Origin of the sequence: Duganella sp. CF458, assembly GCF_900113115.1 — a bacterium.
Classification (GTDB): domain Bacteria; phylum Pseudomonadota; class Gammaproteobacteria; order Burkholderiales; family Burkholderiaceae_D; genus Rugamonas.
In genome coordinates this window covers 29,679-53,526 of sequence record NZ_FOOF01000009.1, presented here as the reverse complement: position 1 = coordinate 53,526, position 23,848 = coordinate 29,679, and the positions used below count along the sequence as shown (strand labels likewise).

Sequence of the window (23,848 nt, the reverse complement as noted above, 5' to 3'; positions counted from 1 at the left end):
ACTATCGGTCGCATGCGAATCGTCCTACTCACCGGCATCTCCGGCTCCGGCAAATCAGTTGCGCTGAATGTTCTTGAAGACATCGGCTACTACTGCGTCGACAACCTGCCCCCGGCACTGCTGCCAGACCTGATCAACCGCCTCGCGATCGAAGGAACGGATGCATTGGCCGTTGCGGTCGATGCGCGCAGCGCCTCCAGCCTTGCCAGCCTGCCCGGCGAATACCGCAAGCTGAAAGAGGACGGCCACGATGTAAAGGTGATCTTCCTCACGGCGAACACCCATTCGCTGGTGGCGCGCTTCTCCGAAACCCGCCGCAGCCACCCGCTGTCGCACGAACTGGCTCCTGGCGAGAATCCTGCGGCACGCCGCACCCTGATCGAATGCATCGCCGAAGAACGCGAACGCCTGTCTGCCATCCAGCAGCTTGGCCACGTGATCGATACATCGGAGATGAACGCCAACAAACTGCGCGCCTGGGTCAAGGACCTGGTGCACAGCGAGAACGCGCCGCTGACGCTGTTCTTCGAGTCCTTCGCCTTCAAGGTCGGCGTGCCGCTCGATGCCGACTTCGTGTTCGACGTGCGCGCGATTCCCAATCCGTACTACGACCTCACGCTGCGTCCATTGAACGGCCGCGACGCACCGGTGATCGCCTTCCTCGATGCACAGGAAAGTGCGGAAGAGATGTTCCAGGATATCAAAGGCTTCGTCGCCAAATGGCTGCCGCACTTCAAGCGCGACAACCGTTCCTACCTGACCGTTGCTGTCGGCTGCACCGGCGGCCAGCACCGCTCCGTGTACATGGCCGAGCGCCTGGCGCGCCACTTCGCACCGACCGAGACCGTGGTGCTGCGTCACCGCGAGCAATCGTAGACCGATTATTCCAGCCTAAGCTGCCAGTAGCCGACGTCGATCCAGCGCCCGAACTTGCGGCCGACTTCCTTGAAGGCGCCGACCGGCTGGAAGCCCATCTTCTCGTGCAGACCGACGCTGGCCTCATTTGGCAGCGCGACGCCGCCAATCACCAGGTGCACGCCGCTTTGGCGCAGCAGATTGAACAAATGCTGGTATAGCCTGCGGGCAAAGCCTTTACCGCGCACGTCCTGGTGCAGGTAAATCGAGCTCTCGACCGAGAAGCGATAGGCGGAGCGTTCCTTCCATTTGCTGGCGTAGACATAGCCGAGGACTTTTCCGTCCTGCTCCAGCACCAGCCATGGCAGCTTGGATGAAATGACTCTCGTGATGCGGTTGGCCATCTCGTCGATGCCGACTTCGGCCTCTTCAAACGTGATGGCGGTGGTTGCGACGTAGTGGTTGTAGATTGCAGCGATGGCTGCGGCATCGGCCGGGTGGGCTGAGCGTATGGTGGTCATTGAGCGCTTGAATAAAGTGGATGACCCAAGCGTTACTGCAAGATGCGGGCCAGCCGCCGGCCGGCCCCTTGCACCAAATTAGTCCAGCCAGTGCACCACTTCGATCGTATGCTGGTCCGGATCGGTGATCATCGTCCCAAAATAGCGCTCATTGACATCCGGACGCAGCCCCGGCGTACGCAGCGATGCCGCGCCTTGCGCCATGGCGTTGGCGTGGAAGGCGTGCGTCGCCAGTTGCGATGGCGACTTGATGGCGATGTGCCCGCGCTGGCCCACCAGGGGTGCCTCGCCTTGTGCCGGGTAGATGGCGAAAGCCCAGTGGCCGTCGGCGCCGAAGATGGCCTGCTTGTCGTCCTGGTGCTGCACGCTGTAGCCAAGCGGCTCCAGGCAGGCTGTATAAAATTCCACCGCGCGCGGCAGGTCATGGGTGGCAATGGATACGTGGTCAATCATGATGCTCTCCTATCAAACAACGAGCGATCATCTTAGGCAGTCCGCGCGAAACGATTTCCCGATTTCGCGCAAGGCGGCGGGAAATTTTCCCATGCCGTGTTAGCATTTCGCCATGAAGCTCTTAGCCCTCATTGCTATCGCAACGCTGCTGGTGCTCCAACCAGCGAAAGCCGCAGGCCAACACGCCAGGTTCGAACTCGACTGGAACCGTCCCGGGGAAGTGCTGACCTATCAATCTTGCGGCTGCGCCGACTCTTGCTGGACCGCCGAACTCAGGAAGGGCAGGAAGCTCAAGGCCCGCCTGCGCTGCGACTGCGAGAAGCTTTACTTCGCCAAAGAGCGTGGGCCAGAGCGGATAATCGCGGATCGCTGTGATGAGTTCAACACTGAAGGCAAGATGGACCTGATCCCGCAGCGCATCAAAGAGTTGGAGTGAAATTTAATTCGGCGCCGGATTTTTGATCTATTATCTGCATATGGCGATCTCATTACTGCTTGCAGCAGCGCTGGGCGCTGCACCCATCGAGCCGGAACCAATCTGGCGTTGCACGGCTGCGCACTACGCCAGCTTCGTGTCACCCTCCGGCACCCGCGAAAAATGGCCTACCGTGCCAACGCTTCCGGAGAAGCTGCGCGATACGCGTCACATGACGCTCAATTCGCCCGGCATGGTGCCTGGCGGCCGGGCGCACATGATGTACGTCGACAGCGCAGCGAAAGTCGTCTATATCCTGCAGACTTCCGGTCCGGCTGACTCCGAGGTCGTATTCGGCCCCTTGCCACCGGTCGACTGTCCCAAAGAGTAATGCAGACCAATTCACCTCCCGCGGCAGATCTTTATGACTGGTTCGATAGCGCAGCCGATGCGCTCAAAGAGGACATGAGACGGGAGGACTCTCTGGTCGAATGTTCTGAGTTCTTTAAGTTCGTCACCAACGTCTTCCCGTCTGCCAGCGAAGAGGTCAGCCAGTGCATCGACGTATCGTTTGTCGAAAACCTGTTCTGGCAAGTGCCACCGGCCAAGGCAGCGGCGTACTGGGACAAGCTGCCGCCGCTACAGGCACTGTACGAAGGCTTTCACAACAAGCCTCCAATTTAAGTTCTTCTGCATCATGCCCACTATTCTGACTCACCCGGCGATTCCGCTGGCACTTGGCGTTGTCCTTGGTCCAAACCGCATTTCACGCAGGCTGCTGCTGGCCGGCATGGTTGCGTCCATCGTGCCCGACTTGGACGTCATCGCTTTCAAGCTCGGGATCGAATACGCGAACCAGCTTGGCCATCGCGGCGCATCGCATTCGCTGGTCTTTGCACTGGCATTAGGAATGCTGGCGGCGCTTGCCGCACCGTGGCTGAATACAAAACGCTGGGTTGCCATGGCATTCGTTTCGATCGCCTGCGTTTCGCATCCCGTGCTCGACATGCTGACGACAGGCGGCCTTGGTGCCGCTATCTGGTGGCCGTTCTCCGACCAGCGACATTTCTTCCCGGTCCAGTTTATCCGTGTATCGCCGTTGACCTTGAACCGTTTCCTTGGCCCCGCCGGTCTAACGGTCATCAAGTCTGAACTCCTCTGGGTCTGGCTGCCCTGCACTGCATTGATGTTGACCGCGCTAGCCACGCGTCGGCATGTACGCGGCGCGCAGGCGTAACTCATTCGTGATTTATCGGCCGTCCGCTCGCATAGCCCCCCCACCGCCTCCCATAACCGCTAAAGCGTCAGTTTAGTCTCGAACTTGGAACAGTTCATGGCGAACAGGCTTTTCACGTTGATGACGTTGTGGTGGGAGGTGAACACGCGGCGCGTGAAGGCGCTGTATTCTTCCATCGATTCCACCGTGACGATCAGGTGGAAGTCGAACTCGCCGGCCACCTCATAGCAGGACATCACCTCCGGCTCGGAGCGCATGCGATGCTCGAACTGCTTGAGGATGTCGGTATTCTGCTTCTCCAGTTCGACCGACACGAATACCGTCAGCGGCCGCCCCGCCAGCGCGCGGTCAACCAGCGCGACCGCCTTCACCAGCACGCCGTCGGCACGCAGCCTCTCGATGCGGCGCTGGCAAGTCGCGACCGATGAATGCACGCGCTCCGCGATTTCGCGCAGGGGCGTGCTGGCATCCTCTTGCAGGATATTGAGGATGCTGCGGTCAATCCGGTCCAACTCCCTCATGCGAGGTGCCGCAAAGGATGCGCCCAAGCCGGCCAGCATGGTTCGAAGAAGCGCTCCACCATGGCGGGCGTGACTTCGGCCAGGGTGGCGGGATTCCACTTCGGCTGGTTGTCCTTGTCGACCACCAGCGCGCGCACGCCTTCGAAGATTTCGCCGTGCTCGAAGTTGCGGCGCACCAGGTTGCGTTCCATGCGCAGGCAATCGGATACGCCCAGCGTCGCACCGCGCTTCAGCAGCTCGTGGGTCACGCTCATCATCAATGGCGATCGCAGTTCCATGGCCTTCAGCGATTTCTGCGCGAACGGCGTGCTGTCGCCGCGCAGCGACTTCATGATGGCGGGCACCGAGCCCGCCGAGAAATGCTTGTCGATCAGGGCGCGCTGCGCTTCCAGCTCGCTGTCGCCGGCAAAGGCGTTGTGCGGTCCTGCAAACACGGCGAGCGCATCGCGCAGTGACTTGCCGGGCGTGGACGCGCACAACGCGGCCAGGCCGGCCAGTTCGGTCTCCGGCACGAAGTAGTCGGCCAGGTCGAGGTAGAGCGCATCGGCCGCGCCGACCGTCAGGCCGGTCAGCCCGAGCCACATGCCGAGCTGCCCTGGCGCGTGCGACAGGAAATGGCTGCCGCCCACGTCCGGGAACAGGCCGATATTCACTTCGGGCATCGCCATCTTGGTACGGCCGGTGACGATGCGCACGCCGCAGTCGGGCCCGCCCTGGGCGATGCCCATGCCGCCACCCATCACCACGCCATCCATCAGCGCCACGTACGGCTTGGGGTAGAAATGGATCACATGGTTCAGCGCATATTCCTCGGTGAAGAAGTCTTCCAGTAGCGCGCTATCGCCTTGCGTATTGGCGCGGCCGACGTCGTAGAAGAAGCGGATGTCGCCGCCCGCGCACAGCGCGCGTTCGCTGGTGCTGCGCACTACGACGGCCGCCACCGCAGCATCGTCGCGCCACTCCAGCAGCGCCTGCGTCATCGCGCGCACCATGTCGAGGGATAGTGAATTGAGGGCTTTCGGGCGGTCCAGCGTGATGAAGCCGGTGCCGTTGGAGATGTGGGTGTGGACGTATTCGCTCATGCAAATATTTTAACGCACCCTGGTCGCAAAAAAGGGCGCCAATTGCGCCCTTTGGTGTGCTACCCAGCCGGTCCTTTACACGGCGGTGGGTGGTGCTTCGTACGTATCCGGGAAATGCTTGATGGCCGCATGACTGTGGTTCTGCACACGATCTTTGTATTTCATGACCTGGCGATCCAGTTTATCAATCAGGGTATCGATGGCGGCGTAGAGGTCTTGCGACAGGCTTTCGACGTACACGGTTTTGCCAGACATGCGCAGGTTAATTTCCGCTTTCTGGCGCTTCTCTTTCTCGGTGAGGTTATCTACAGTCAGGATGACAGCAATATCAATTACTTGATCGAAATGGCGTTTGACGCGTTCCAGCTTGTTCTGCACATACTCGCGGATGGCTGGGGTCACTTCGACATGATGTCCACTGATGGTGAGATTCATACACACTCCTAAAGATGATGTCGCTCTCGAGTTCGTGCACGCCGAAACGCACAGAGGAACCCATGCACTGCACTACAAAGATTTGCGGAGGCTTACCGGAGGGATTTTCAACGCTTCTCGATATTTGGCAACAGTCCGTCGCGCAATCACCATGCCTTGTTCTCCCAGCATGTCCGCAATCTTACTGTCGGATAAAGGATTTTTCGGGTCTTCTGCTCCTGTCAATTGCACGATCAGTGCCCGTATCGCAGTCGAGGAAGCCTCACCCCCAGCTTCGGTCGCGACGTGGCTACCAAAGAAATATTTCAACTCAAACATGCCATGTGGGGTGAGCATATATTTTTGAGTTGTTACGCGAGAAATAGTGCTCTCGTGTAGTCCCAGTGTATCAGCAATTTCACGCAACACAAGGGGTCTCATGGCCACTGCGCCGTGGCTGAAAAAGTTCTTTTGTCTTTCTACTATCGCCTCCGCGACGCGCAAGATCGTGTCGAAACGCTGGCGCATATTCTTGATCAGCCACTTGGCTTCCTGCAGCTGGCCATTCATTTGCGACTCGCTCTTGCCTTGCTTGAGCAGGTTGGCGTACAGCGCGTTGACGCGCAGGCGCGGCACCACGTCGTTATTCAGGGTGACCAGCCAGCCGCCGCGGCCCTTCTTCACGATCACGTCCGGCACCACATAGTCTGACTCGCCCGACGCAAATTCGGCGCCCGGATGCGGGTTGCACTGGCGGATCACGCACTGCGCTTCGCGCAAGTCTTCATCATCGCAGTCCAGGGCTTTCTTCAGCTTGGTGAACTCGCGCTGGGCGAACCAGGTCAGGTGCTTTTCGACGATGGTCAGCGCCATGCGGCGGGTTACCAGCGGCACGCCGGGCATGCGCTTGATCTGCAACGCCAGGCATTCCGACGCATTGCGTGCGGCGACGCCGGGCGGGTCGAAGCTTTGCAGCAGCACCAGGCTGCAGCGCAGGTCGTCCAGCTCGATTTCCAGCTCGGGCGGCAGGCGCTCATGGATTTCTTCCAGCGGCTCTTCCAGGTAGCCGTTGTCGTCCAGCGCGTCGATGATCAGTTCCATCAGCGCGCGGTCGCGCGGCTCCTGCACGGTCACGCGCATCTGCTCGAGCAGGTGTTCGCGCAGCGTGCAGCCGGAAGCTTCCAGCTGCGGGCGGCTGTCCTCGTCGTCGGCGGATTTGCTGCCGGAGCTGGCGCTCCAGTCGGCGTCATCGCTGCCGTTGCCGGCATGCTCGCTGTCGCCGCCTTCATAGGCTTCGCCTTCGGGCGCGGCAGCCGGGGCGTCGCCGCCCTCGCCCGGCCCGCCTTCAGGCGTGGGGGCGGCGGGGGCCTCCGTGCCGTTGCCGTTGCCCTGGCTGATGGCACCATCGGCCAGCAGGCGTACCGAGTGGTCGAGCGGATCGTCGAGGCGCTCCAGCATGGGATTGTCGCCAAGCAGCTGTTCCAACTCCTGGTGCAGCTCCAGCGTGGACAGCTGCAGCAGGCGGATGGATTGTTGCAGCTGCGGCGTCAGCGCCAGGTGTTGCGAGGTTCGCAGTTGCAGTGTTTGTTTCATGGCCTTCGCTTACATGCGGAAGTGTTCGCCGAGATAAACGCGGCGTACGGATTCGTTGGCAATGATGTCGTCCGGGCGGCCCGAAGCCAGCACGGCGCCCTGGTTGATAATGTAGGCGCGGTCGCAAATGCCGAGGGTCTCACGCACATTATGGTCGGTGATCAGGACACCGATATTGCGCTCCTTCAGGAAACGCACAATACGTTGGATTTCGATCACGGCGATCGGGTCCACGCCGGCGAACGGTTCGTCCAGCAGCACGAAGCGTGGGTTGGTGGCCAGGGCGCGCGCAATTTCCACGCGGCGGCGCTCGCCGCCTGACAGCGACAGGGCCGGGTTCTCGCGCAGCTTCTCGATCTGCAAGTCAGCCAGCAGCGCTTCCAGGCGCTGGTCGATCTCCGCCTTGGACAGCGGTTTGCCATCGACCCTCTGGATTTCCAGCACGGCGCGGATATTCTCTTCCACCGTCATCTTGCGGAACACCGACGCTTCCTGCGGCAGGTACGACAGGCCCAGCATGGCGCGCTTGTGGATCGGCAGGCTCGACACATCGGTGCCGCCGATATCGATGGTACCGGCGTCGGAGGCCACCAGGCCTACGATCATGTAAAAGGAGGTGGTCTTGCCGGCGCCGTTAGGGCCGAGCAGGCCGACCACTTCACCGCAATCGACTTGCAGCGACACGTCGTGCACCACCTGGCGTTTGCCATAGGTTTTCTGGAGGCCGCGCACGACCAGCGTGCTGGCGCAGGTATTTGCTTGCATGCTTACTTCTTCTCCGTAGTGGCGGCAGGCGTCGCTGGCGGCGTCGCCGGCGGTTCGGTGCGGGTCGGCTGGATCACCATGGTGCCGCGCCCGCCGCCCGGCTTGCTCTCGCCGCTGGCGGTATTGCGCACGCTGAAGAATTCCTTGCGGCTGTCATAGGAAATGAACTCACCCTGCACTTCATCGTTCTGCTTGCCTCCCTCCAGGCGGCGGATGGTGGCCTTGTTGAACATCTTCACCAGTTCGACCTGTTCTTCGTATTCGATGCGCTCGGCATCGCCTTCCACCCACTGGTCGCCGGCGCCATCGCGCTTCTGGCGGAAGGTGGCCTTCTTGCCGTCGCCAAACAGGGTCACCTGCTGGTAGCCGTCCGGCGTCTGCTTGACGTAGGCGCGTTCGGCCGTCATGGTCAGCGTGCCGCGGGTCAGCTTGACGCCACCCAGAAGGATGGTGATCTGCTTGACGTCGTCGATGTCCATCGAGCCGTAGCTGATGTTGGTCGGCTTGTAGGAGTCGGCTTTCTCGGCCAACGCCGGAGCCGCGACTCCCAGCAGCAAGGCTGCCGACAAGAGTAGTCGTTTCATAGTCATTCCTCAGTTATTGGTCTGCAGCCTTGGGCGGAAGCTGCAGCGTGCCATTGCCGGCCAGGTGCATCTCGCGCGTCGCATTATTGGCGCGCATGCTGTTGGCCGAAGCAGTCGTATTCCCCAGTCGCAGCTTGACCGGCTGGTCGGTTTCCATGCGGTCTTCGTCAGGGAAGATCACCAGCTTTTCCGATTCCAGGTGCAGCAGTTGCGCGTCCGGCGCGGCGGCGCGGTCGATGGTGACGTTGCCGTTCAGCGTGACGCGGCTGTTGGTATCGTCCACCCGCGCCTTGTTTGCCACGATTTCCATCGGCGGCTTGTCGCCGGACAGGCTGTGCACGCGCGGATTGTCGATCTCGGACGAATCGTCGACCGGGCGGTGGGTCAGCTTGTCGCCGCCGATGATATAGCTTGGCTTGCCCTCTTTCGTCATGCGCACGAAGGAGAAATTCTCGATGATGTAGTCGGGCTCGTTCAACCGTTTATCGGCCTTCATCTGTTCGTCCGCGCGGTTCAGCAGCTCGAGCAGGTAGAAGCTGCCAAGCGCCGCCAGCAGCACGAAGATCATGCCGAGCGACAGGCGGAAGCGGTGGGCGGTCCTCTGGTTACGCATTGCCGGCTCCCTTACACCAGGAACTGCGCCATCACGCGGTCATAGCTGCCCGTTGCACGCAGCACGTATTCGCAGGCTTCGCGCACCGCGCCGCGGCCGCCGGCAGCTTCCGTGATGTAGTGGGAGCGCTGCTGCGCTTCCTGGCGGCCGTTCGGCACGCTGACGGCAAAGCCGACACGGCTCAGCAAAGGCAGGTCGACCACGTCGTCGCCGATGAAGGCGACCTGCTCTTCGGCCAGGCCCAGTTCGGCCAGCAGGGCCTTGAACGGGGTCAGCTTGTCGTGCCCGCCCTGGTGCACGTAGTCGATGCCCAGGTCCTTGGCGCGCGCCAGCACGATCGGCGTGCGCCGGGCGCTGATGATCGCGGTCTTGATCCCGGCTTCCTGCAGCAGCTTGATGCCCAGGCCGTCGTGCACATTGAAGGTCTTGACCATTTCGCCGTCGGCGCCATAGGTCAGGCTGCCGTCGGTCAGCACGCCGTCCACGTCGAAGATGAACAGGCGCACCTTGGCTGCGCGGGCAACCAGGTCTTCGCGTTTGTACGTCATCAGATCACCTTGGCGCGGGTCAGGTCGTGGATGTGCAGCGCGCCGACCAGCGTGCCGTCCGGGTCCACCACCAGCATCTGGTTGATGCGGAATTCTTCCATCACGGCCACGGCATCGACCGCCAGTTGGTCGGGGCCGATGCTGCGCGGGTTCAGGTGCATCACATCCTTGATGACCACCTTGGTGAAGTCCTGCACCTTCTCGATCATGCGGCGCAGGTCGCCATCGGTGAACACGCCGACCGGCTTGTTGGCGGCGTCGACAATGGCCGTCATGCCCATGCCCTTCTGGGTGATTTCCAGCAGCGCGTCCGGCAGGCGCGTTTCCAGGCCCACGGCCGGGATGGCACCATCCTTGCGCATCACGTCGCGCACGTGCGTCAGCAGGCGGCGGCCGAGGGCGCCGCCTGGATGGGAGCGGGCGAAATCTTCTTCCTTGAAGCCGCGCAAGTCCAGCAGCGCAACGGCGATCGCGTCGCCCAGCGCCAGGGTGACGGTGGTGGAAGCGGTCGGCGCCAGGTTCATCGGGCAGGCTTCCTTGGCCACCGACACGTCCAGGTGCACGTCGGCCAGCCGGGCCAGGCTCGATTGCGGCTTGCCCGTCATGGCGATCACGTGGCCGCCCATGCGCTTGACCACCGGCAAGATGGCCATCAGTTCGGCCGCTTCGCCGGAATAGGAAATGGCGATCACCACGTCTTCCGGGGTCACCATGCCCAGGTCGCCGTGCGCGGCTTCGGCCGGATGCACGAACAGGGCCGGGGTGCCGGTGGAGGCCAGCGTCGCTGCGATCTTGCGGCCGATATGGCCGGACTTGCCAATGCCGGACACCACGACGCGCCCTTTGCATTGCAGCAACAGGGACACGGCCTGGCCCACCGTCTGGTCGGTGGCCAGGCGCGCATGCAGCGCTGCCAGGGCCTCCGTTTCGATCTGCAAGGCCTCACGCGCCAGTTCCAGGGCACGGGTTGCGGTCTTGGCATCAAAAGATTTCAGCATTGTTTTTTCATGGGTTACACTCATGCCCGAAGTATAGCCGAATTAGATAAGCAAAAAACTTGCCAGACAAAACAAACAACGGATGTTCTCCCCCCTTGAACTGACCCTCCTCCTCCTCGGCAGCACCGTCCTCGGCGTGGTGGCCTTCCGCATGATGCACCTGCCGCCGATGCTGGGCTACCTGGCCGTCGGCATCCTGCTTGGCCCCCATGCCATGGGCCTGGCCGAGCAAAGCCATGCCACCGAACTGCTGGGCGAATTCGGGGTGGTGTTCCTGATGTTTTCGATCGGCCTGGAATTCTCCCTGCCCAAGCTGATGGCCATGCGCTCGATCGTGTTCGGGCTGGGCATGGCGCAGGTGGGACTGACCATTGCCGCCACCATGCTGTTCGGCTGGATCATCCATTTCCTGCTGCCGCCCTCGATCCAGCTCGGCTGGCAGGCGTCCTTTGCCCTGGGTGGCGCACTGGCCATGTCGTCCACCGCCATCGTGGTCAAATTGCTCACCGAACGGCTGGAACTGGAGAGCGAGCATGGGCGCAAGATCATCGGCATCCTGCTGTTCCAGGACCTGGCGGTGGTGCCGCTGCTGATCCTGATCCCGGCGCTGGCGCAGAATCCGGCCGACCTGCCCAAGACCCTGGGGCTGGCCGGCCTTAAGGCTGCCGTGGTGCTGCTGCTGCTGCTGGTCGTGGGCCAGAAGGTGATGCGCAAGTGGTTCACCATCGTCGTGCTGCGCCGTTCGCAGGAACTGTTCATGCTCAACCTGCTGCTGGTGACGCTGGGCGCGGCCTGGATCACCGAGCAGGCCGGCCTGTCGATGGCGCTGGGCGCCTTCGTGGCCGGCATGCTGATTTCGGAAACCGAGTACAAGCACCAGGTGGAGGAGGACATCAAGCCCTTCCGCGACGTGCTGCTGGGCCTGTTCTTCATCACTGTCGGCATGCTGCTGAACGCCCGCGTGGTGCTGGAGAACTGGTGGCTGGTCCTGGTGCTGCTGGCCGGCCCGGTGCTGCTCAAGTTCGCCCTGATCGCCGGCCTGGCGCGCCTGTTCGGCGCCTCCACCTCGACGGCCATGCGCACCGGCCTGGCACTGGCGCAGGCCGGCGAATTCGGCTTCGTGCTGCTGAACGTGGTGGGCGGCATGAAGCTGGTTGACCCCTTCGTGGTGCAGGTGGTGCTGGCCTCGATGGTGCTGTCGATGCTGCTGGCGCCCTTCCTGATCGCGCAGTCGGACCGGATCGTGCTGAAGTTCTCCGCCAACGAGTGGATGATGCAGTCGCTGAACCTGACCAATATCGCGGCGCGCACGATGTCGGCGCAGAAGCATGTGATCGTGGCGGGCTTCGGCCGTTCGGGCCAGTCGCTGGCCACCCTGCTGACCGAAGAGAAGATTCCCTACCAGGCGCTGGACCTGGACCCGCTACGGGTGCAGGAAGCCCAAGCCGGCGGCGCCAACGTCTCCTACGGCGATGCGGCGCGGCGCGAGTCGCTGGTGGCGGCCGGCATCAAGCGCGCTTCTGCGGTAGTGATCACTTACGCTTCAACCCCTTCCGCGCTGCGGGTACTGCACCTGGTGCATGAACTGGCGCCGGAACTGCCGGTCATCGTGCGTTCGCACGACGATTCGGACCTGGACCGGCTGAAGGAAGCCGGCGCCGCCGAAGTGGTGCCGGAATTGATGGAGGGCTCGCTGATGCTGGCCTCCCACGCGCTGGTGATGCTGGGCGTGCCGCTGCGGCGCGTGGTGCACCGCGTGCAGCGCGCACGCGAAGAGCGCTACGCCTCGCTGCGCGGCTATTTCCACGGCGCCAGCGACAGCGGCGAAGAATCGGAAATGGTGCGCCTGCACTCCGTGCCGCTCGGCGAGCAAGCCTCGTGCATCGGCAAATGCGTGAAGGACCTGGGATTGGATGAAACCGGAGCAGAGATCTCCGCCATCCGCCGCGGCAAGATGCGCCTTGAGGCAGAAGCCGGGACTACGCTGGAAGCGGGCGATGTGGTGGTATTGCGCGGCACCGCCGAGGAAGTGGCGCGCGCCGAGAACGACCTGCTGGCTTGAAAACCGTTAAATCGGTGTCTGGCCCGCAGGGTCGGGCACCGGGTGGCCGGTTTTACGCAGCGTAGCGAATCACCCGGTTACGCCCGCCTTCCTTGGCCTGGTACAGCGCTTCGTCGGCCTGTTCGATCAGCTGCGTCGCCTGCTCTTCGGGCGATGCGTCCTCCGGCACCTGCGCCAGGCTGGATACGCCCACCGAGGCCGTGATCGACACCTTCACCCCATGCGACAGTCCGATCATGCTGGCCGCAATGCCGGCGCGGATGCGCTCGCCCACATACGTCGCGCTCTCCAGGTCAGCATCGATCAGCAGCACCACGAATTCCTCCCCGCCGAAACGCGCCAGCGCGTCCGACAGGCGCAGTTCGGCCTTGATGCGGTTGGCCACTTCGCGCAGCACTTCATCGCCGCCGCCATGGCCGACCGTGTCGTTGACGCGCTTGAAATGGTCGATGTCGATGTACATGAATGACACCGGATACGACTGCCGGCGCGCGCGCGCAATCTCTTCGAGCAGGCGGCGGTCCACGTAGCGGCGGTTGAACACCCCGGTCAGCGCATCGGTCAAGCCCATGTACTTCAGCATTTCATTGGAGATCACGTTCTCCAGGCAGATGGCGATGATGGACGCCATATGCTCGACGAAATCGGTGCCCAGGCTGGGCGAGAAACGCGTCGGGTCGGCGCTGCCCAGGTTCAGCGAGCCAATCAGCCGCTTGTTGCGCAGCAGCGGCACCACGCCCACGCTTTGCAGGCGCATGCCCGTCTGCGGGAACTGGCGGCCGTGCCGGTGCGCGTCGAACATGCCAAGATATGGCTTGGGCGCCTGGCCCGGCTCGATATCGAAGGCCAGGCTTTCGACGTCCGGCACGAACATCAGGTTGGGGAAGCCGGAGAAATCGACGCCCAGCTTCTCCATCACGGTGCGGATATCGTCATCCACATCGACCAGGGACAGGGTCACCGCATCCAGGCCGGAAATCACCGGCAGGGAGCGGAAAATCGTGCCGATCAACTCGGGGAAATTGGCCGCGCCGACGATCTCCAGGTCGAACGCCTGGTGGCGCGTCATGATCGAATGATTGCGTTCGGCCTGCTCGATCAGGTAGGCAAGGCGGGCACGCAGGGACTGGTTTTCGGCCGCCAGTTCCGCCTGGGTGGGTTGCTTGCCCGTGATTTTCTGCGTGATCTCCATCGCCCGGCCGATATTCACTACTAAAACGACAGTGTAACCTCGATTGGGTCGCCAACCGATAGTTTTATACCATCACCTGTTGCTACGACTGCATTCATACCGAAACAGATGCCGCCGTCGACTTCCGGCTTGGCACGGTAGCTTTGCAGGATATCCAGCGGATCGGGGCCGAATTCACCGGTGGCTTGGTCGACCGATGGCATCGGGCAGCGCGCACAAGGCTTGACCGGCTTCAGGATGGCCTGGCCGATGCGGAATTGCTCCGTGTAGTCCTCTTCGAAGGCATCCAGGTCGCCCACCACCAGGTTGGGACGGAAGCGGTTCATCGGCAGCGGCGGGCGGCCCTGCTGCTGCAGTTTTTCATTGAGGTCCTGCAGCGAGCCGGTGCCGACCACCAGGATCGGGTAGCCGTCCGAGAACAAGGTTGGATGCTGCTCGCCATTGGTCCACTTGCCGCTGGTCAGGCGCTTGGCGTTAGCATGGAAGCGCGCCAGGCGGCATTCGACGCCGAGGAATTTGCTGAACCAGGTGGCGGTGGTGTCGTCGCAATCGTAGGCCAACACGGTATCGTCCCAGACCAGCACCTGCAGCGTCGGCGCCGTTTCCGGGTCGGGCAGGCCGAGGGGAATGTCCAGTTGCAGCATGCCGGGGGCGCGCAGCTCCATGGTTTCCGATGTCAGGCGCGGCACGATCAGCGCCATGCGCGGATGGTCGCGCTGGGTCAGCGCGACGCCACCGGCGTCGACCAGCATCCATTCGCGGTCATAGATTTGCTCGGTCATCAGGCCGGCGCGGGTCAAGGTCGCTTGCTGCAGCGACAGCCCTGCGCAGGACTTGATCGGGTACAGGGAAAGTTCGGAGATGAAGGGCATAGTGCCCGTGAGTATGGCAGAAAAAATATCGCCGCGCGGTGCGCGGCGAATTTCGAACGTTAAGCTTCCGCTTTCGGCTTTTTCGGCAGCTTGCTGCGCGCGGACGGTTTGTGCAAGCCCGGCTTCCTAGAGCGCTTGGCCGCCGCAGGCTTGCCGTCCAGCGACGTTTCGGCGGCCGCCGCTTCGGCCACCACGGCGGTTTCCGCAGCAGCCGTCAGCACCGCCTGCGCCTGCTGTACCGCTTCCGCTGCATCGGCCGCGGCCTGCGCTACCTTGCTGCCGCGCGAGCTGGTTTTCTTGGCAGCCGGCTTCTTGGCAGCGGCGCGGGTCCGCTTGGCCGGCGCCGCGTCGGCAGGAACCTCAACCGGCGCCTCGACCACCGGTGCCGCTTCTTCCACCACCGCCACGGCAGCGACTTCGGCATCGGCCGGCACTTCGACAGCAGCAGGAGCAGCATCGCCCTCGCCGCGACGGCCACGCCCACCGCGATTGCCACGATTGCGCCGGCTATCGCGTCCCTCGCGCTCGCGGCGCGCTTCGCCAGCCTCGCCGGCAGCGGCGGCGTCCTCGGCACCTTCCTGCGCCTCGGCAGCAATGCTGTCCGATGCGGCGCCCGCATCCGCGTCGGTCGAAGTGTCAACAACAGGCATTACCGGCGCTTGGCTGCTGCGGTACACGTACGCGCCCGACTTCTCGTCGCGTCCGAATTCCAGCAGGCCGCGCGCTTTCATTTCCTCCAGCAGGTTGCCGAAGGTACGGAACCCGTAGTACGACTCGCTGAAGTCCGGTTTGCGGCGCTTGATCGCTTCCTTCAGCACGGACGCCCAGATCTTGCCCTCGCCGCGCTCGGCCGCCAGCGCATCGAAGGTGGTGTAAGCGATCTCCACGCACTGGTTGCGGCGCTTGTCCATCTCTTCGCGGCGGCGCTTTTCCTCTTCCGGCGTGCGCTTTGGCTGCTGCTCGCGGTCATTGCGCGTAGCCTGGCGCTGGCGGCGCGATTCGCGCACCAGGTCGTCATAGAAAATGAACTCGTCGCAGTTGGCCACCAGCAGGTCGGAAGTTGAATCCTTCACGCCCACGCCGATCACGCGCTTGGCGTTCTCGCGCAGCTTGGATACCAGCGGCGAGAAGTCGGAGTCGCCGGAAATGATGACGAAAGTGTTAACGTGGGCCTTGGTGTAGCACAGGTCCAGCGCGTCGACCACCATGCGGATGTCGGCAGAGTTCTTGCCGGACAGGCGCACGTGCGGGATTTCGATCAGTTCGAAGTTCGCCTCGTGCATCGGGCCCTTGAAACCCTTGTAGCGGTCCCAGTCGCAGTAGGCCTTCTTGACCACAATGCTGCCCTTCAGCAGCAGGCGCTCCAGCACCGGTTTGATGTCGAATTTCTCGTAGTTGGCGTCGCGGACGCCCAGTGCGACGTTTTCGAAGTCGCAGAACAGCGCCATGCTGGCGTTATCGTTGGGGGAGGCCATGTTTTTTATGGAAAGCTGTGCACAATCCGGCGATTATACTATTTCACCAACATTGACCCGGGAGACAACCGAATGAAACGCCTGCTGATCGCCGCCGCCGCCGCCCTCATGATGCACAGCGCCCTGGCAACCGACCCGGACACCGACTTCCGCCAGCAGGTCAACGCTTTCGTCGATGGCTGGCACGACGACGCGGCCAACACCCGCCCCGATTACTGGGACAAGTTCACGCCGGACGCCGTTTTTATCGGCACCGACAAGAGCGAAGTGTGGCGCTACAAGGAGTTCAAGGCCTGGGCCAAGCGCTTCTGGGACCGCAAGAAGGCATGGAGCTTCACCGCGCAAAAGCGCAACGTCTACTACTCGCCGGATAAGAAATACGTGTGGTTCGACGAGCAGCTCAACACGCAGATGGGCACTTGCCAGGCCAGCGGCGTGCTGGTCAACACCGGCAATGGCTTCAAGATCGAGCACTACCAGCTGTCGCTGGCGGTGCCCAATCCCCTGATGGATAGTTTCACCAAGGCGATTGCCGAACACGAGGCCAAATCAAAGTAGCACCCACCTTCGCCAGTTCTGGCCCGGAAGAAATCCAATAAAAAAGCCGCGCATGGCGCGGCTTGGTAGGAGCATAGGATTTTAGACGTTGAACAGGAAGTTCAGCACGTCGCCATCCTTGACCACGTATTCCTTGCCTTCTGCGCGCATCTTGCCAGCATCCTTGGCGCCGGATTCCCCTTTGAACGCAATGTAGTCGTCGAAGGAAATGGTCTGGGCGCGGATGAAGCCGCGCTCGAAGTCGGTGTGGATCACGCCTGCCGCTTGCGGCGCGGTGTCGCCCACGTGGATGGTCCAGGCGCGCACTTCCTTCACGCCTGCGGTGAAGTAGGTTTGCAGGCCGAGCAGCTTGAAGCCGGCGCGGATCAGGCGGTCCAGGCCCGGTTCTGCCATGCCCATGTCGGCCAGGAAGGCGGCTTTGTCGGCATCGTCCAATTCGGCGATTTCCGCTTCGATCGCGGCGCAGATGGCGACGATCGGCGCGTTTTGCGCTTCAGCGTACTTGGTCAACTGGTCCAGCAGCGGGTTGTTGGTGAAGCCGCTGTCGGAGACGTTGGCAACGTACATGGCTGGTTTGGCGGTGATCAGGCACAGCGGCTTGATCAGGGCCATTTCCTCGGCGCCCAGGCCCATTGCGCGCACTGGCTTGGCTTCGTTCAGGTGCGGCACCAGGACTTCCAGCAGGGCCACCAGCTTGGCGGCATCCTTATCGCCGGAGCGGGCTTTCTTCTGTTCGCGGTGGATCGCTTTTTCGACGGTACCCAAGTCCGCCAGTGCCAGCTCGGTCTGGATCACTTCGATATCGTCCAGCGGCGAAACGCGGCCGGCGACGTGAATCACATTCTCGTCTTCGAAGCAGCGCACCACGTTGACGATGGCATCGGTTTCGCGGATGTGGGACAGGAACTGGTTGCCCAGGCCTTCGCCCTTGGACGCACCAGCCACCAGGCCGGCGATATCGACGAATTCCACGATGGCCGGCACGATGCGTTCCGGCTTGACGATGTCGGACAATTGCCCGAGGCGCGGGTCCGGCACTTCCACCACACCAACATTCGGCTCAATGGTGCAGAACGGATAGTTCTCGGCGGCGATGCCAGCCTTGGTCAGTGCATTGAAAAGGGTAGACTTGCCGACGTTAGGAAGGCCGACGATGCCGCATTTGAGACTCATGGAAAACCTTTAAATGATATTGTTCTGCTACGGAATTTTCCGCAAATAGACCGAGATTGTACCCCAGATCATGTCAAGAACCGCCCATCTGCCCCTGCTGGCCCACTACAACGAATGGATGAACAACAAGTTGTACGCGGCGGCCGCCAGCTTGCCCGCAGAAGAGCTGGCGGCGGATCGCGGGGCCTTCTTCGGTTCGCTGCTGGCGACCCTCAACCATATCGCCGTGGCCGACACCATCTGGCTGAAGCGCATCGCCAGCCACCCGCGCTTTGCCGCTGCGCTGGCGCCTATCGCGGCCTTGCCGGCGCCGGCTGCGCTGGATCAGCCGCTGTGCGATTCGCTCGCCGCCCTGCGCGAGCGGCGCGCCTGGCTCGACCGCCTGATCCTGCAATGGACCGCAGGGCTGGACGACGCCGACCTGGACGCTGTCATCAGTTATCGCCGCTTGAACGGCGAGACCAACCGGCGGCAGCTCGGGCTGTTGCTGCAGCATTTCTTCAACCACCAAACCCATCACCGCGGCCAGGCCACCACCTTGCTGTCCCAAGCGGGCGTGGACGTGGGCGTGACGGATTTGCTGATGCTGGTGCCGGAAGCGGAAGTTTAAGCAGGATCAGTTCCCGATACGTTTGTGGACAAACGGCGATACGGGTATCGCTGGCGCTTGCAATATTGTTACCGATGGAAAACAATGCCATTAGAACAATATAGGGAGCATTCATGGATTTGCTTTGGTTTATCGTGCTGGCGGTGGTGTCGCGCTGGGCCTGGCTGGCCCGTCGCGATGCGCGCCAGGCACGCGAGCATGCGCTCCAGTTGCAGCGTGACTTTGCTGCGCTGGAGATCACACTTGCCAGCTTCAAGCCCAGCGCCGCGACACCAGCGGCTGCTGTCGCAACGGAAGCGCCGGCCAACCCGGCGACGCCAGCCGTACCGCCCAAACCAGCCGAGCGCGAGCCGCTGGTAGCACGTACGGCAGCGCTCCCATCGCCGCCCGTGCCACCAGCGCCGGCACCGGCCGTACCGCCCGCCGGGCCGCGAGCGGAACCGCCCGCCAATCCATTCGATGAAGCCGAGCGGGCCTGGGCCGCCGCCAAGGAAGCCGCCCGGGACACCGCCGTGCCGGCCCGCCCCGCAGCACGGCCAAGCCTGCCGCCAAGCCAACCGCCGGCCTGGTTCACTGCCGCCCGCAACTGGCTGTTTGAAGGCAACCTGGTAGCGAAAATCGGTCTCCTGATCCTCTTCATCGGCGTCAGCTTCCTGCTGAAATACGCTGCCGCCCGCGTCACGGTGCCGATCGAATTGCGCCTGGCCGGCATCGTGCTCGTCGACCTGGCCGCGCTGGCCTGGGCCTGGCGTATCCGTGTCGGCCATCAAGGCGTCAGCCTGCCGCTGCAGGGCACCTGCATGGCCGTGCTGATGCTGGTGGTCTTCGGCGCTTTCCGCATCTACCACCTGATCCCCGGCGGCCTGGCTTTCGCCATGCTGTTCCTGCTGACCCTGGGCACCTGCCTGCTGGCCGTGCTGCAGAACGCGCAATGGCTCGCCATCTTCGGCATTACCGGCGGCTTTGCGGCGCCGATCCTGGCTTCCACCGGCCAGGGCAGCCACGTCGCGCTGTTCAGCTACTACGCCCTGCTCAATGCCGGCGTCCTTGCCATTGCGCTCAAGCGCTCCTGGCGCGCACTGAACCTGCTCGGCTTCGCGTTCACCTTCGCCATCGGCACCGCATGGGGCGTGCTGCGCTATGAGCCGCAGTTCTACCTGTCGGTGCAAGGCTTCCTGGCCCTGTTCTTCCTCTACTACGTCGGCATCGCCGTCGCTTACGCCCACCTCGAGGCGCCCAAGCTGAAAAGCTACGTCGACGGCACCCTGGTATTCGGCACGCCGATGCTGGCGGCCAGCCTGCAATTCGGTCTGGTCAAAGGCTTCGAATTCGGCATGGCTTATTCCGCCCTCGCACTTGGCCTGTTCTATGGCGGGCTGGCGCTGGCGCTGGCGCGCCGCCGTGCGACCTACGGCCTGCTGGTGGATGCGTTCACCGCGCTCGCCGTGGTGTTCGGCACGCTCGCCATCCCGATGGCGCTCGATGGACGCTGGACTTCCGCCGCCTGGGCCCTGGAAGGCGCCGGCATCGTCTGGATCGGCCTGCGCCAGCGCCAGCCGTTGGCGTGGGGCTTCGGCCTGCTGGTGCAACTGGGCGCGTGGGTCAGCTTCATCGGCTCGGTGTCCGGGCTGGACCAGGAAGCGGCGATGCATTCCAACCTGTGGCTGGGCTTCCTGCTGCTGGCGGTCAGCGCCTGCATCATGGCGATGCGCTTCCGCCGCCATGCCGGCGATGCGGGACTGGGCGGCCTGCAACTGCTGGGCGGGCTGTTCCTGGCCGGCGCCGCCATCTGGCTGGTCGGCGGCGCCTGGACCGAGGTCATTCTTCGTACCAGCGGCAAGCTGCAGGCCAACCTGCTGGTGGCCAGTGCCCTCGCTGCCGCGGTCGTGATGGCCCTGATCGGACGCCGCCTGGCATGGCCGATGGCGCGCGGGCTGGCCGTGGCCACGCAACTGCTGGCCGGGCTGGTGCTGGCCGGCCTGCTGGCACTGAACTGGCAAGTCGCCCCGGTCTCGCCGGACTTGTTCGCCACCCCATTCCTCGGCAGCGTGATGCTGCTGGCCGGCGCCGTGTTCAGCGCATGGACCCTGAAGCGCTACGGCACGGAGTATCCACCTGCCTGGTCAAATGCCGTGCTGGCGTACTCCGGAATGTGGTGGCTGCTGGTGATCGTGCCCACCATCGCGAACTGGCTGCTGGCCCACTACCAAATTGCGATCAGCGGCAACTTCGAACCGCACAGCCCTTTGCGTGCCAGCGCCTACAACCTGGTAATCGTCGCTACCACGCCATGGTTGATCAAGCTGGCGCAACGCCTGTCCTGGCCGGCCTTGCGTGCGGCCGTGCTGCCCGCGTGGCTGCTGTTCGGCCTCACCACGCTCGGGATGCTTGGCGCGCTGTATAGCAGCATCACGGTGCCGGCCGGCGAAGTATGGTTCGCCTACGCGGCGCTGTGGTTGCTGTCCGAGTGGCTGATGCGCGGCTCCAAGCTTGGCGCGGCGCCGCTGGTCTTGCTGCACACGCTGCGCAGCACCGGCCCATGGCTGATGATCTGGCCGGTAGGCGCCTACTGGATTTCGCGCGGGCTGGAAGGCAGCGGCGCAGATCCGGCCTGGGCCAATTTCCTGCCGGCCTGGCTGATGATGGGCGCGCTGGCCTGGCTGATGCGCCGTGTGCGCACCGATGCCTGGCCGGTGAAGCCGGTCGCTGCCTGGTACCGGGACGTGCTGCTGCCTCTGGGTGTCGGCTGGTCGCTGCTGCTGGTAGCGGTGTGGAACCTGACGCAGGACGGCACGATGGCACCGCTGCCTTACGTTCCGCTGGCGAACCCGCTCGACCTGACCAGCATCTTTGCGCTGCTGCTGTCGATTGCCGCCTACCGCCTGCTACAGGACAAGCTCGCGCCATACCGTCCGCAACTGCTGGCCGGCGCCGCATTGCTCGCCTATGCCTGGTTCAACCTGGCGCTGCTGCGCAGCGTGTCGCATTACGTCGGCGTGCCTTACCGGTTCGACGACCTGTTTGCATCGCAGTTCGTGCAAGCCATGCTGTCGCTGGTGTGGAGCGTGACCGCGCTGCTGTTGATGCGCTTTGCGACGCGCAAGCAGGAGCGCAAGTTGTGGATTGCCGGCGCAGTGCTGCTCGGCGTCGTCGTGGCCAAGCTGTTCCTGGTCGACCTGTCCAATGTCGGCGGCGTTGAACGCATCGTCTCCTTCCTCGGAGTAGGCGCACTGATGGTCGGTATCGGCTATCTCGCCCCCTACCCCTCGGCCCGAGGCGGCGCAACTGAAAAGGAAGCCGCATGAACGCGCTGCTCCTGGCGGCTGCTGTCGCCACCACCACGGCAAGCGATATGCCGCAGGACTATACCCACCTGATCCCGCTGTCGGTCGCCGGCAAACCAAGCGTGGTCCAGTTGCAGTTGCCGCGCGAGGCCTACCTGAACGCGCGCTCGGCCTCGCTCAACGATCTGCGCGTGTTCGATGCGCACGGGACGCCGCAGGCATTTGCGCTGCGCCAGCCGGATGCGGCTTCCAGCACCACCCATCGCGCCCTGCCGGTGCGTATCTTCCCGCTGATGGCGGAGCGCCCCGATGCCCCGCTGGCGGGGCTGGAAGTCAGCACCGCCACCGACGGCCGCGTGCTGTCCGTGCGCCTGCCTGCGCAACAAGGCACGCCATCGGCCAGCCGTACGCAGGAGCGCCTGGCCGGACTGGTGCTCGACTTGCGGCAGGAAGGATTGCCAGAGCCGCCGACAGTCGACGCCCTGCACTTCACGCTGCCGCCCGGCCGCCAGACCTATACCGGCCAGGTCTGGCTGGAGGCCAGCGACGACCTGAAACGTTGGGAGGCGGTCGGCGTCGCGGAGTTGAGCTGGCTGGCCAATGCCAGCGACGAAACGCTGGCCAACGACAAGCTGGAGTTTCCGGCCCGCCCGATGCGCTACGCGCGCCTGAGCTGGCGCAGCGGAGAACCGCTGCCGTTTGCCGCCATCAGCGCGCAAGCGCCGGTGCACCGGCTGGCCGCAACGCCGGTCGAATCGCTGCTGCTGCCGGCGCAGCCGGGTCGCGACCCGCGCGACCTGCAATACAGCAAACCGGCTGGCGTCACGCCTCTGGGCGTCGGCCTGCAAGTCGACAGCGGCAATATGGTGCTGCCGGCCATGCTGGGCAGCTACGTCGAAGTGCGGCGCACCGGCCAATTCCGTTTTGAGCCGGCCGTGCGCACTACCTTCTACCGCCTGGAACAAGACGGCAAGACGCGCTTTTCGGGCGACATCGCAGTCCCGGTCTGGATCGGCGAGCGTTGGGTGCTGCGCTTCGACCAGCCGCCGCCGGTCAAGCCCGCGCTGCGCATCAGCTGGCAGCCGGCCACGCTGGTCTTCGTCGCCGGCGGCACGCCGCCTTACACGCTGGCTGTCGGGCGCGACAAGGCAGCGCCGGCCGCGCGCGATATCGGCGAGGTGGCGCCCGGCTTCACGCCAGCGGAATTGCGCACGCTGGAACGCGCTACCGCCGGTGCGGCGCAAGAGCAGTTGGCGGCATTGGCCAACGCCGCCAAGCGCGCGAGCGCCGACAACAGCGCAGCCCAGAACCGCCTTGTGATCCTGTGGGGCGTGCTGGTGCTGGGCGTGGCGGTGGTGGCAGGGATGGTGTGGCGCCTGCTGCGTCAGGGCGGCGCCGGCAGCACTTAATTGGTATGCAGTTCCATCGTCGCCTTGGTGAAGTCGCCGGCGACAGCGGTAGGGATGATGCGCAAGGCTTTTTCGATCGCTTCATCGATCAGCAATTGCTCTTCGCGGCGCGGGCGGTGCAGCACGAAATCGGCCACCGGCTGGTTCAGGTTCAGGGTGCGCGGGTGGCCGATGCCAATGCGCAGGCGCCAGTAGTCCTGGGTGCCGAGCACGGAGGTGATGTCCTTCAGGCCGTTGTGGCCGCCCGACGAGCCGCCTTTTTTCAGCTTGGCAGCTCCCGGCGGCAGGTCCAGTTCATCGTGCACCACCAACACTTCGTCCGGCTGAATCTTGTAAAAGCGCGCAATCGCGCCGACCGACTGGCCGGAACGGTTCATATAGGTTTGCGGTTCCAGCAGCCAGACCTGGTTGCCGCCGATGACGGTCTTGGCCACCATCGCGTTATAGCCGGACTCGCGCTGCAGGCGCGCATTCGGCAGCGAATTGGCGAGATTGTCCACCAGCCAGAAGCCGGCGTTGTGGCGGGTCTGTTCGTATTCGGCACCGGGGTTGCCGAGGCCAACGATCAATCGGATGGGCATGGTCTTGCGGTAGCAGTAGCAAAGCCGCAAATT

General features: G+C 63.5%; 26 protein-coding genes. 10 read left to right on the top strand and 16 right to left on the bottom strand.

The window, feature by feature from the left end; genetic code table 11:
• Positions 1–12: 12 nt before the first annotated feature.
• A complete protein-coding gene (gene rapZ, locus BM269_RS15030) occupies positions 13–876 on the top strand; it encodes an RNase adapter RapZ (RefSeq protein ID WP_090438133.1) in 864 nt (287 codons plus the stop codon).
• Between the two features lie 5 nt (positions 877–881).
• Here rapZ and BM269_RS15025 read toward each other — a convergent pair whose 3' ends face one another.
• The gene (locus BM269_RS15025; RefSeq protein ID WP_090438130.1) at positions 882–1,376 is read right to left on the bottom strand and encodes an arsinothricin resistance N-acetyltransferase ArsN1 family B; all 495 of its coding nucleotides are present in this window, start codon (positions 1,374–1,376) and stop codon (positions 882–884) included.
• A gap of 78 nt (positions 1,377–1,454) precedes the next feature.
• Complete coding sequence (locus BM269_RS15020) at positions 1,455–1,829, bottom strand: VOC family protein (RefSeq protein ID WP_090438126.1); 375 nt, start codon at positions 1,827–1,829, stop codon at positions 1,455–1,457.
• 112 nt (positions 1,830–1,941) lie between these two features.
• Here BM269_RS15020 and BM269_RS15015 point away from each other — a divergent pair, with 112 nt between their 5' ends.
• Genes BM269_RS15015 through BM269_RS15000 form a run of 4 tightly spaced genes read left to right on the top strand, consistent with a single transcriptional unit; the run spans position 1,942 to position 3,481 of the window.
• Positions 1,942–2,265: a hypothetical protein gene (locus BM269_RS15015; RefSeq protein WP_090438123.1), complete on the top strand. Its 324-nt coding sequence runs from the start codon at positions 1,942–1,944 to the stop codon at positions 2,263–2,265.
• A 40-nt stretch (positions 2,266–2,305) separates the two neighbouring features.
• Positions 2,306–2,635: a hypothetical protein gene (locus BM269_RS15010; RefSeq protein ID WP_139232750.1), complete on the top strand. Its 330-nt coding sequence runs from the start codon at positions 2,306–2,308 to the stop codon at positions 2,633–2,635.
• Positions 2,635–2,928 (top strand): DUF7674 family protein, encoded by a 294-nt coding sequence (locus BM269_RS15005; RefSeq protein WP_090438118.1) that lies wholly within the window; start codon positions 2,635–2,637, stop codon positions 2,926–2,928. Before BM269_RS15010 ends, BM269_RS15005 begins: the two co-directional genes overlap by 1 nt.
• A 13-nt stretch (positions 2,929–2,941) precedes the next feature.
• Positions 2,942–3,481: a metal-dependent hydrolase gene (locus tag BM269_RS15000; protein ID WP_090438115.1), complete on the top strand. Its 540-nt coding sequence runs from the start codon at positions 2,942–2,944 to the stop codon at positions 3,479–3,481.
• A gap of 59 nt (positions 3,482–3,540) precedes the next feature.
• On the opposite strand, the gene BM269_RS14995 is transcribed toward BM269_RS15000, so the two are convergent.
• The 9 genes from BM269_RS14995 to BM269_RS14955 form a co-directional block, all read right to left on the bottom strand.
• Positions 3,541–4,002 (bottom strand): Lrp/AsnC family transcriptional regulator, encoded by a 462-nt coding sequence (locus BM269_RS14995; protein WP_090438714.1) that lies wholly within the window; start codon positions 4,000–4,002, stop codon positions 3,541–3,543.
• Complete coding sequence (locus BM269_RS14990; protein WP_090438111.1) at positions 3,999–5,084, bottom strand: enoyl-CoA hydratase/isomerase family protein; 1,086 nt, start codon at positions 5,082–5,084, stop codon at positions 3,999–4,001. Before BM269_RS14990 ends, BM269_RS14995 begins: the two co-directional genes overlap by 4 nt.
• A gap of 75 nt (positions 5,085–5,159) precedes the next feature.
• A complete protein-coding gene (gene hpf, locus BM269_RS14985; RefSeq protein WP_090438108.1) occupies positions 5,160–5,519 on the bottom strand; it encodes a ribosome hibernation-promoting factor, HPF/YfiA family in 360 nt (119 codons plus the stop codon).
• Positions 5,520–5,591: 72 nt separating this feature from the next.
• Positions 5,592–7,091 carry an RNA polymerase factor sigma-54 gene (locus BM269_RS14980; protein WP_090438105.1) on the bottom strand — a complete coding sequence of 500 codons (1,500 nt, stop codon included), beginning with the start codon at positions 7,089–7,091 and terminating at the stop codon, positions 5,592–5,594.
• Positions 7,092–7,100: 9 nt separating this feature from the next.
• Positions 7,101–7,856, bottom strand: coding sequence for an LPS export ABC transporter ATP-binding protein (lptB, locus tag BM269_RS14975; protein WP_090438102.1), 756 nt, complete (start codon positions 7,854–7,856; stop codon positions 7,101–7,103).
• Between the two features lie 2 nt (positions 7,857–7,858).
• Positions 7,859–8,440, bottom strand: coding sequence for a lipopolysaccharide transport periplasmic protein LptA (gene lptA, locus BM269_RS14970; RefSeq protein WP_090438100.1), 582 nt, complete (start codon positions 8,438–8,440; stop codon positions 7,859–7,861).
• Positions 8,441–8,453: 13 nt separating this feature from the next.
• Complete coding sequence (gene lptC, locus BM269_RS14965; RefSeq protein ID WP_090438097.1) at positions 8,454–9,053, bottom strand: LPS export ABC transporter periplasmic protein LptC; 600 nt, start codon at positions 9,051–9,053, stop codon at positions 8,454–8,456.
• Positions 9,054–9,064: 11 nt separating this feature from the next.
• Positions 9,065–9,601, bottom strand: a complete 537-nt coding sequence (locus tag BM269_RS14960; protein WP_090438094.1) for a KdsC family phosphatase — start codon at positions 9,599–9,601, stop codon at positions 9,065–9,067.
• A complete protein-coding gene (locus BM269_RS14955) occupies positions 9,601–10,599 on the bottom strand; it encodes a KpsF/GutQ family sugar-phosphate isomerase (protein WP_090438091.1) in 999 nt (332 codons plus the stop codon). Before BM269_RS14955 ends, BM269_RS14960 begins: the two co-directional genes overlap by 1 nt.
• 82 nt (positions 10,600–10,681) lie before the next feature.
• Between BM269_RS14955 and BM269_RS14950 the strand changes: the two genes are divergently transcribed.
• Positions 10,682–12,661: a monovalent cation:proton antiporter family protein gene (locus BM269_RS14950; RefSeq protein ID WP_090438088.1), complete on the top strand. Its 1,980-nt coding sequence runs from the start codon at positions 10,682–10,684 to the stop codon at positions 12,659–12,661.
• A gap of 52 nt (positions 12,662–12,713) precedes the next feature.
• Here BM269_RS14950 and BM269_RS14945 read toward each other — a convergent pair whose 3' ends face one another.
• From BM269_RS14945 to BM269_RS14935, 3 genes are read right to left on the bottom strand one after another with little or no spacing between them, the layout of a single operon-like run.
• Positions 12,714–13,853, bottom strand: a complete 1,140-nt coding sequence (locus BM269_RS14945; RefSeq protein ID WP_090438711.1) for a GGDEF domain-containing protein — start codon at positions 13,851–13,853, stop codon at positions 12,714–12,716.
• A gap of 20 nt (positions 13,854–13,873) precedes the next feature.
• Positions 13,874–14,725 carry an MOSC domain-containing protein gene (locus tag BM269_RS14940; RefSeq protein WP_090438085.1) on the bottom strand — a complete coding sequence of 284 codons (852 nt, stop codon included), beginning with the start codon at positions 14,723–14,725 and terminating at the stop codon, positions 13,874–13,876.
• A 59-nt stretch (positions 14,726–14,784) separates the two neighbouring features.
• Entirely contained in the window at positions 14,785–16,200 is a 1,416-nt protein-coding gene (locus BM269_RS14935) for an NYN domain-containing protein (RefSeq protein ID WP_090438082.1), read from the bottom strand.
• A gap of 72 nt (positions 16,201–16,272) precedes the next feature.
• On the opposite strand from BM269_RS14935, the gene BM269_RS14930 reads away from it, so the two are divergent.
• Positions 16,273–16,758 carry a nuclear transport factor 2 family protein gene (locus BM269_RS14930; RefSeq protein WP_090438079.1) on the top strand — a complete coding sequence of 162 codons (486 nt, stop codon included), beginning with the start codon at positions 16,273–16,275 and terminating at the stop codon, positions 16,756–16,758.
• 81 nt (positions 16,759–16,839) lie between these two features.
• Here BM269_RS14930 and ychF read toward each other — a convergent pair whose 3' ends face one another.
• Entirely contained in the window at positions 16,840–17,931 is a 1,092-nt protein-coding gene (gene ychF, locus BM269_RS14925; protein ID WP_090438075.1) for a redox-regulated ATPase YchF, read from the bottom strand.
• A gap of 70 nt (positions 17,932–18,001) precedes the next feature.
• Here ychF and BM269_RS14920 point away from each other — a divergent pair, with 70 nt between their 5' ends.
• The 3 genes from BM269_RS14920 (at position 18,002) to BM269_RS14910 (ending at position 23,234) form a co-directional block, all read left to right on the top strand.
• Positions 18,002–18,541, top strand: a complete 540-nt coding sequence (locus BM269_RS14920) for a DinB family protein (RefSeq protein WP_090438072.1) — start codon at positions 18,002–18,004, stop codon at positions 18,539–18,541.
• Between the two features lie 113 nt (positions 18,542–18,654).
• Entirely contained in the window at positions 18,655–21,846 is a 3,192-nt protein-coding gene (locus tag BM269_RS14915) for a DUF2339 domain-containing protein (protein ID WP_090438069.1), read from the top strand.
• A complete protein-coding gene (locus BM269_RS14910; RefSeq protein ID WP_090438066.1) occupies positions 21,843–23,234 on the top strand; it encodes a DUF3999 family protein in 1,392 nt (463 codons plus the stop codon). Before BM269_RS14915 ends, BM269_RS14910 begins: the two co-directional genes overlap by 4 nt.
• On the opposite strand, the gene pth is transcribed toward BM269_RS14910, so the two are convergent.
• A complete protein-coding gene (gene pth / locus BM269_RS14905) occupies positions 23,231–23,815 on the bottom strand; it encodes an aminoacyl-tRNA hydrolase (RefSeq protein ID WP_090438062.1) in 585 nt (194 codons plus the stop codon). The two genes, BM269_RS14910 and pth, sit on opposite strands and share 4 nt — an antisense overlap.
• Positions 23,816–23,848 lie beyond the last annotated feature (33 nt).

Excerpts from the sequence above, each read along its gene's own strand:
- BM269_RS14955 (WP_090438091.1), bottom strand. The coding sequence starts at position 10,599 with ATGCTGAAATCTTTTGATGCCAAGACCGCAACCCGTGCCCTGGAACTG.
- BM269_RS14930 (WP_090438079.1), top strand. The coding sequence starts at position 16,273 with ATGAAACGCCTGCTGATCGCCGCCGCCGCCGCCCTCATGATGCACAGC.
- lptB (WP_090438102.1), bottom strand. The coding sequence starts at position 7,856 with ATGCAAGCAAATACCTGCGCCAGCACGCTGGTCGTGCGCGGCCTCCAG.
- BM269_RS15025 (WP_090438130.1), bottom strand. The coding sequence starts at position 1,376 with ATGACCACCATACGCTCAGCCCACCCGGCCGATGCCGCAGCCATCGCT.
- hpf (WP_090438108.1), bottom strand. The coding sequence starts at position 5,519 with ATGAATCTCACCATCAGTGGACATCATGTCGAAGTGACCCCAGCCATC.
- BM269_RS14950 (WP_090438088.1), top strand. The coding sequence starts at position 10,682 with ATGTTCTCCCCCCTTGAACTGACCCTCCTCCTCCTCGGCAGCACCGTC.
- rapZ (WP_090438133.1), top strand. The coding sequence starts at position 13 with ATGCGAATCGTCCTACTCACCGGCATCTCCGGCTCCGGCAAATCAGTT.
- ychF (WP_090438075.1), bottom strand. The coding sequence starts at position 17,931 with ATGAGTCTCAAATGCGGCATCGTCGGCCTTCCTAACGTCGGCAAGTCT.
- pth (WP_090438062.1), bottom strand. The coding sequence starts at position 23,815 with ATGCCCATCCGATTGATCGTTGGCCTCGGCAACCCCGGTGCCGAATAC.
- BM269_RS15000 (WP_090438115.1), top strand. The coding sequence starts at position 2,942 with ATGCCCACTATTCTGACTCACCCGGCGATTCCGCTGGCACTTGGCGTT.
- BM269_RS14990 (WP_090438111.1), bottom strand. The coding sequence starts at position 5,084 with ATGAGCGAATACGTCCACACCCACATCTCCAACGGCACCGGCTTCATC.
- BM269_RS14960 (WP_090438094.1), bottom strand. The coding sequence starts at position 9,601 with ATGACGTACAAACGCGAAGACCTGGTTGCCCGCGCAGCCAAGGTGCGC.
- BM269_RS15015 (WP_090438123.1), top strand. The coding sequence starts at position 1,942 with ATGAAGCTCTTAGCCCTCATTGCTATCGCAACGCTGCTGGTGCTCCAA.
- BM269_RS14915 (WP_090438069.1), top strand. The coding sequence starts at position 18,655 with ATGGATTTGCTTTGGTTTATCGTGCTGGCGGTGGTGTCGCGCTGGGCC.
- BM269_RS14920 (WP_090438072.1), top strand. The coding sequence starts at position 18,002 with ATGTCAAGAACCGCCCATCTGCCCCTGCTGGCCCACTACAACGAATGG.
- BM269_RS15020 (WP_090438126.1), bottom strand. The coding sequence starts at position 1,829 with ATGATTGACCACGTATCCATTGCCACCCATGACCTGCCGCGCGCGGTG.
- lptC (WP_090438097.1), bottom strand. The coding sequence starts at position 9,053 with ATGCGTAACCAGAGGACCGCCCACCGCTTCCGCCTGTCGCTCGGCATG.
- BM269_RS14940 (WP_090438085.1), bottom strand. The coding sequence starts at position 14,725 with ATGCCCTTCATCTCCGAACTTTCCCTGTACCCGATCAAGTCCTGCGCA.
- BM269_RS15005 (WP_090438118.1), top strand. The coding sequence starts at position 2,635 with ATGCAGACCAATTCACCTCCCGCGGCAGATCTTTATGACTGGTTCGAT.
- lptA (WP_090438100.1), bottom strand. The coding sequence starts at position 8,440 with ATGAAACGACTACTCTTGTCGGCAGCCTTGCTGCTGGGAGTCGCGGCT.
- BM269_RS14995 (WP_090438714.1), bottom strand. The coding sequence starts at position 4,002 with ATGAGGGAGTTGGACCGGATTGACCGCAGCATCCTCAATATCCTGCAA.
- BM269_RS15010 (WP_139232750.1), top strand. The coding sequence starts at position 2,306 with ATGGCGATCTCATTACTGCTTGCAGCAGCGCTGGGCGCTGCACCCATC.
- BM269_RS14945 (WP_090438711.1), bottom strand. The coding sequence starts at position 13,853 with ATGGAGATCACGCAGAAAATCACGGGCAAGCAACCCACCCAGGCGGAA.
- BM269_RS14935 (WP_090438082.1), bottom strand. The coding sequence starts at position 16,200 with ATGGCCTCCCCCAACGATAACGCCAGCATGGCGCTGTTCTGCGACTTC.
- BM269_RS14910 (WP_090438066.1), top strand. The coding sequence starts at position 21,843 with ATGAACGCGCTGCTCCTGGCGGCTGCTGTCGCCACCACCACGGCAAGC.
- BM269_RS14980 (WP_090438105.1), bottom strand. The coding sequence starts at position 7,091 with ATGAAACAAACACTGCAACTGCGAACCTCGCAACACCTGGCGCTGACG.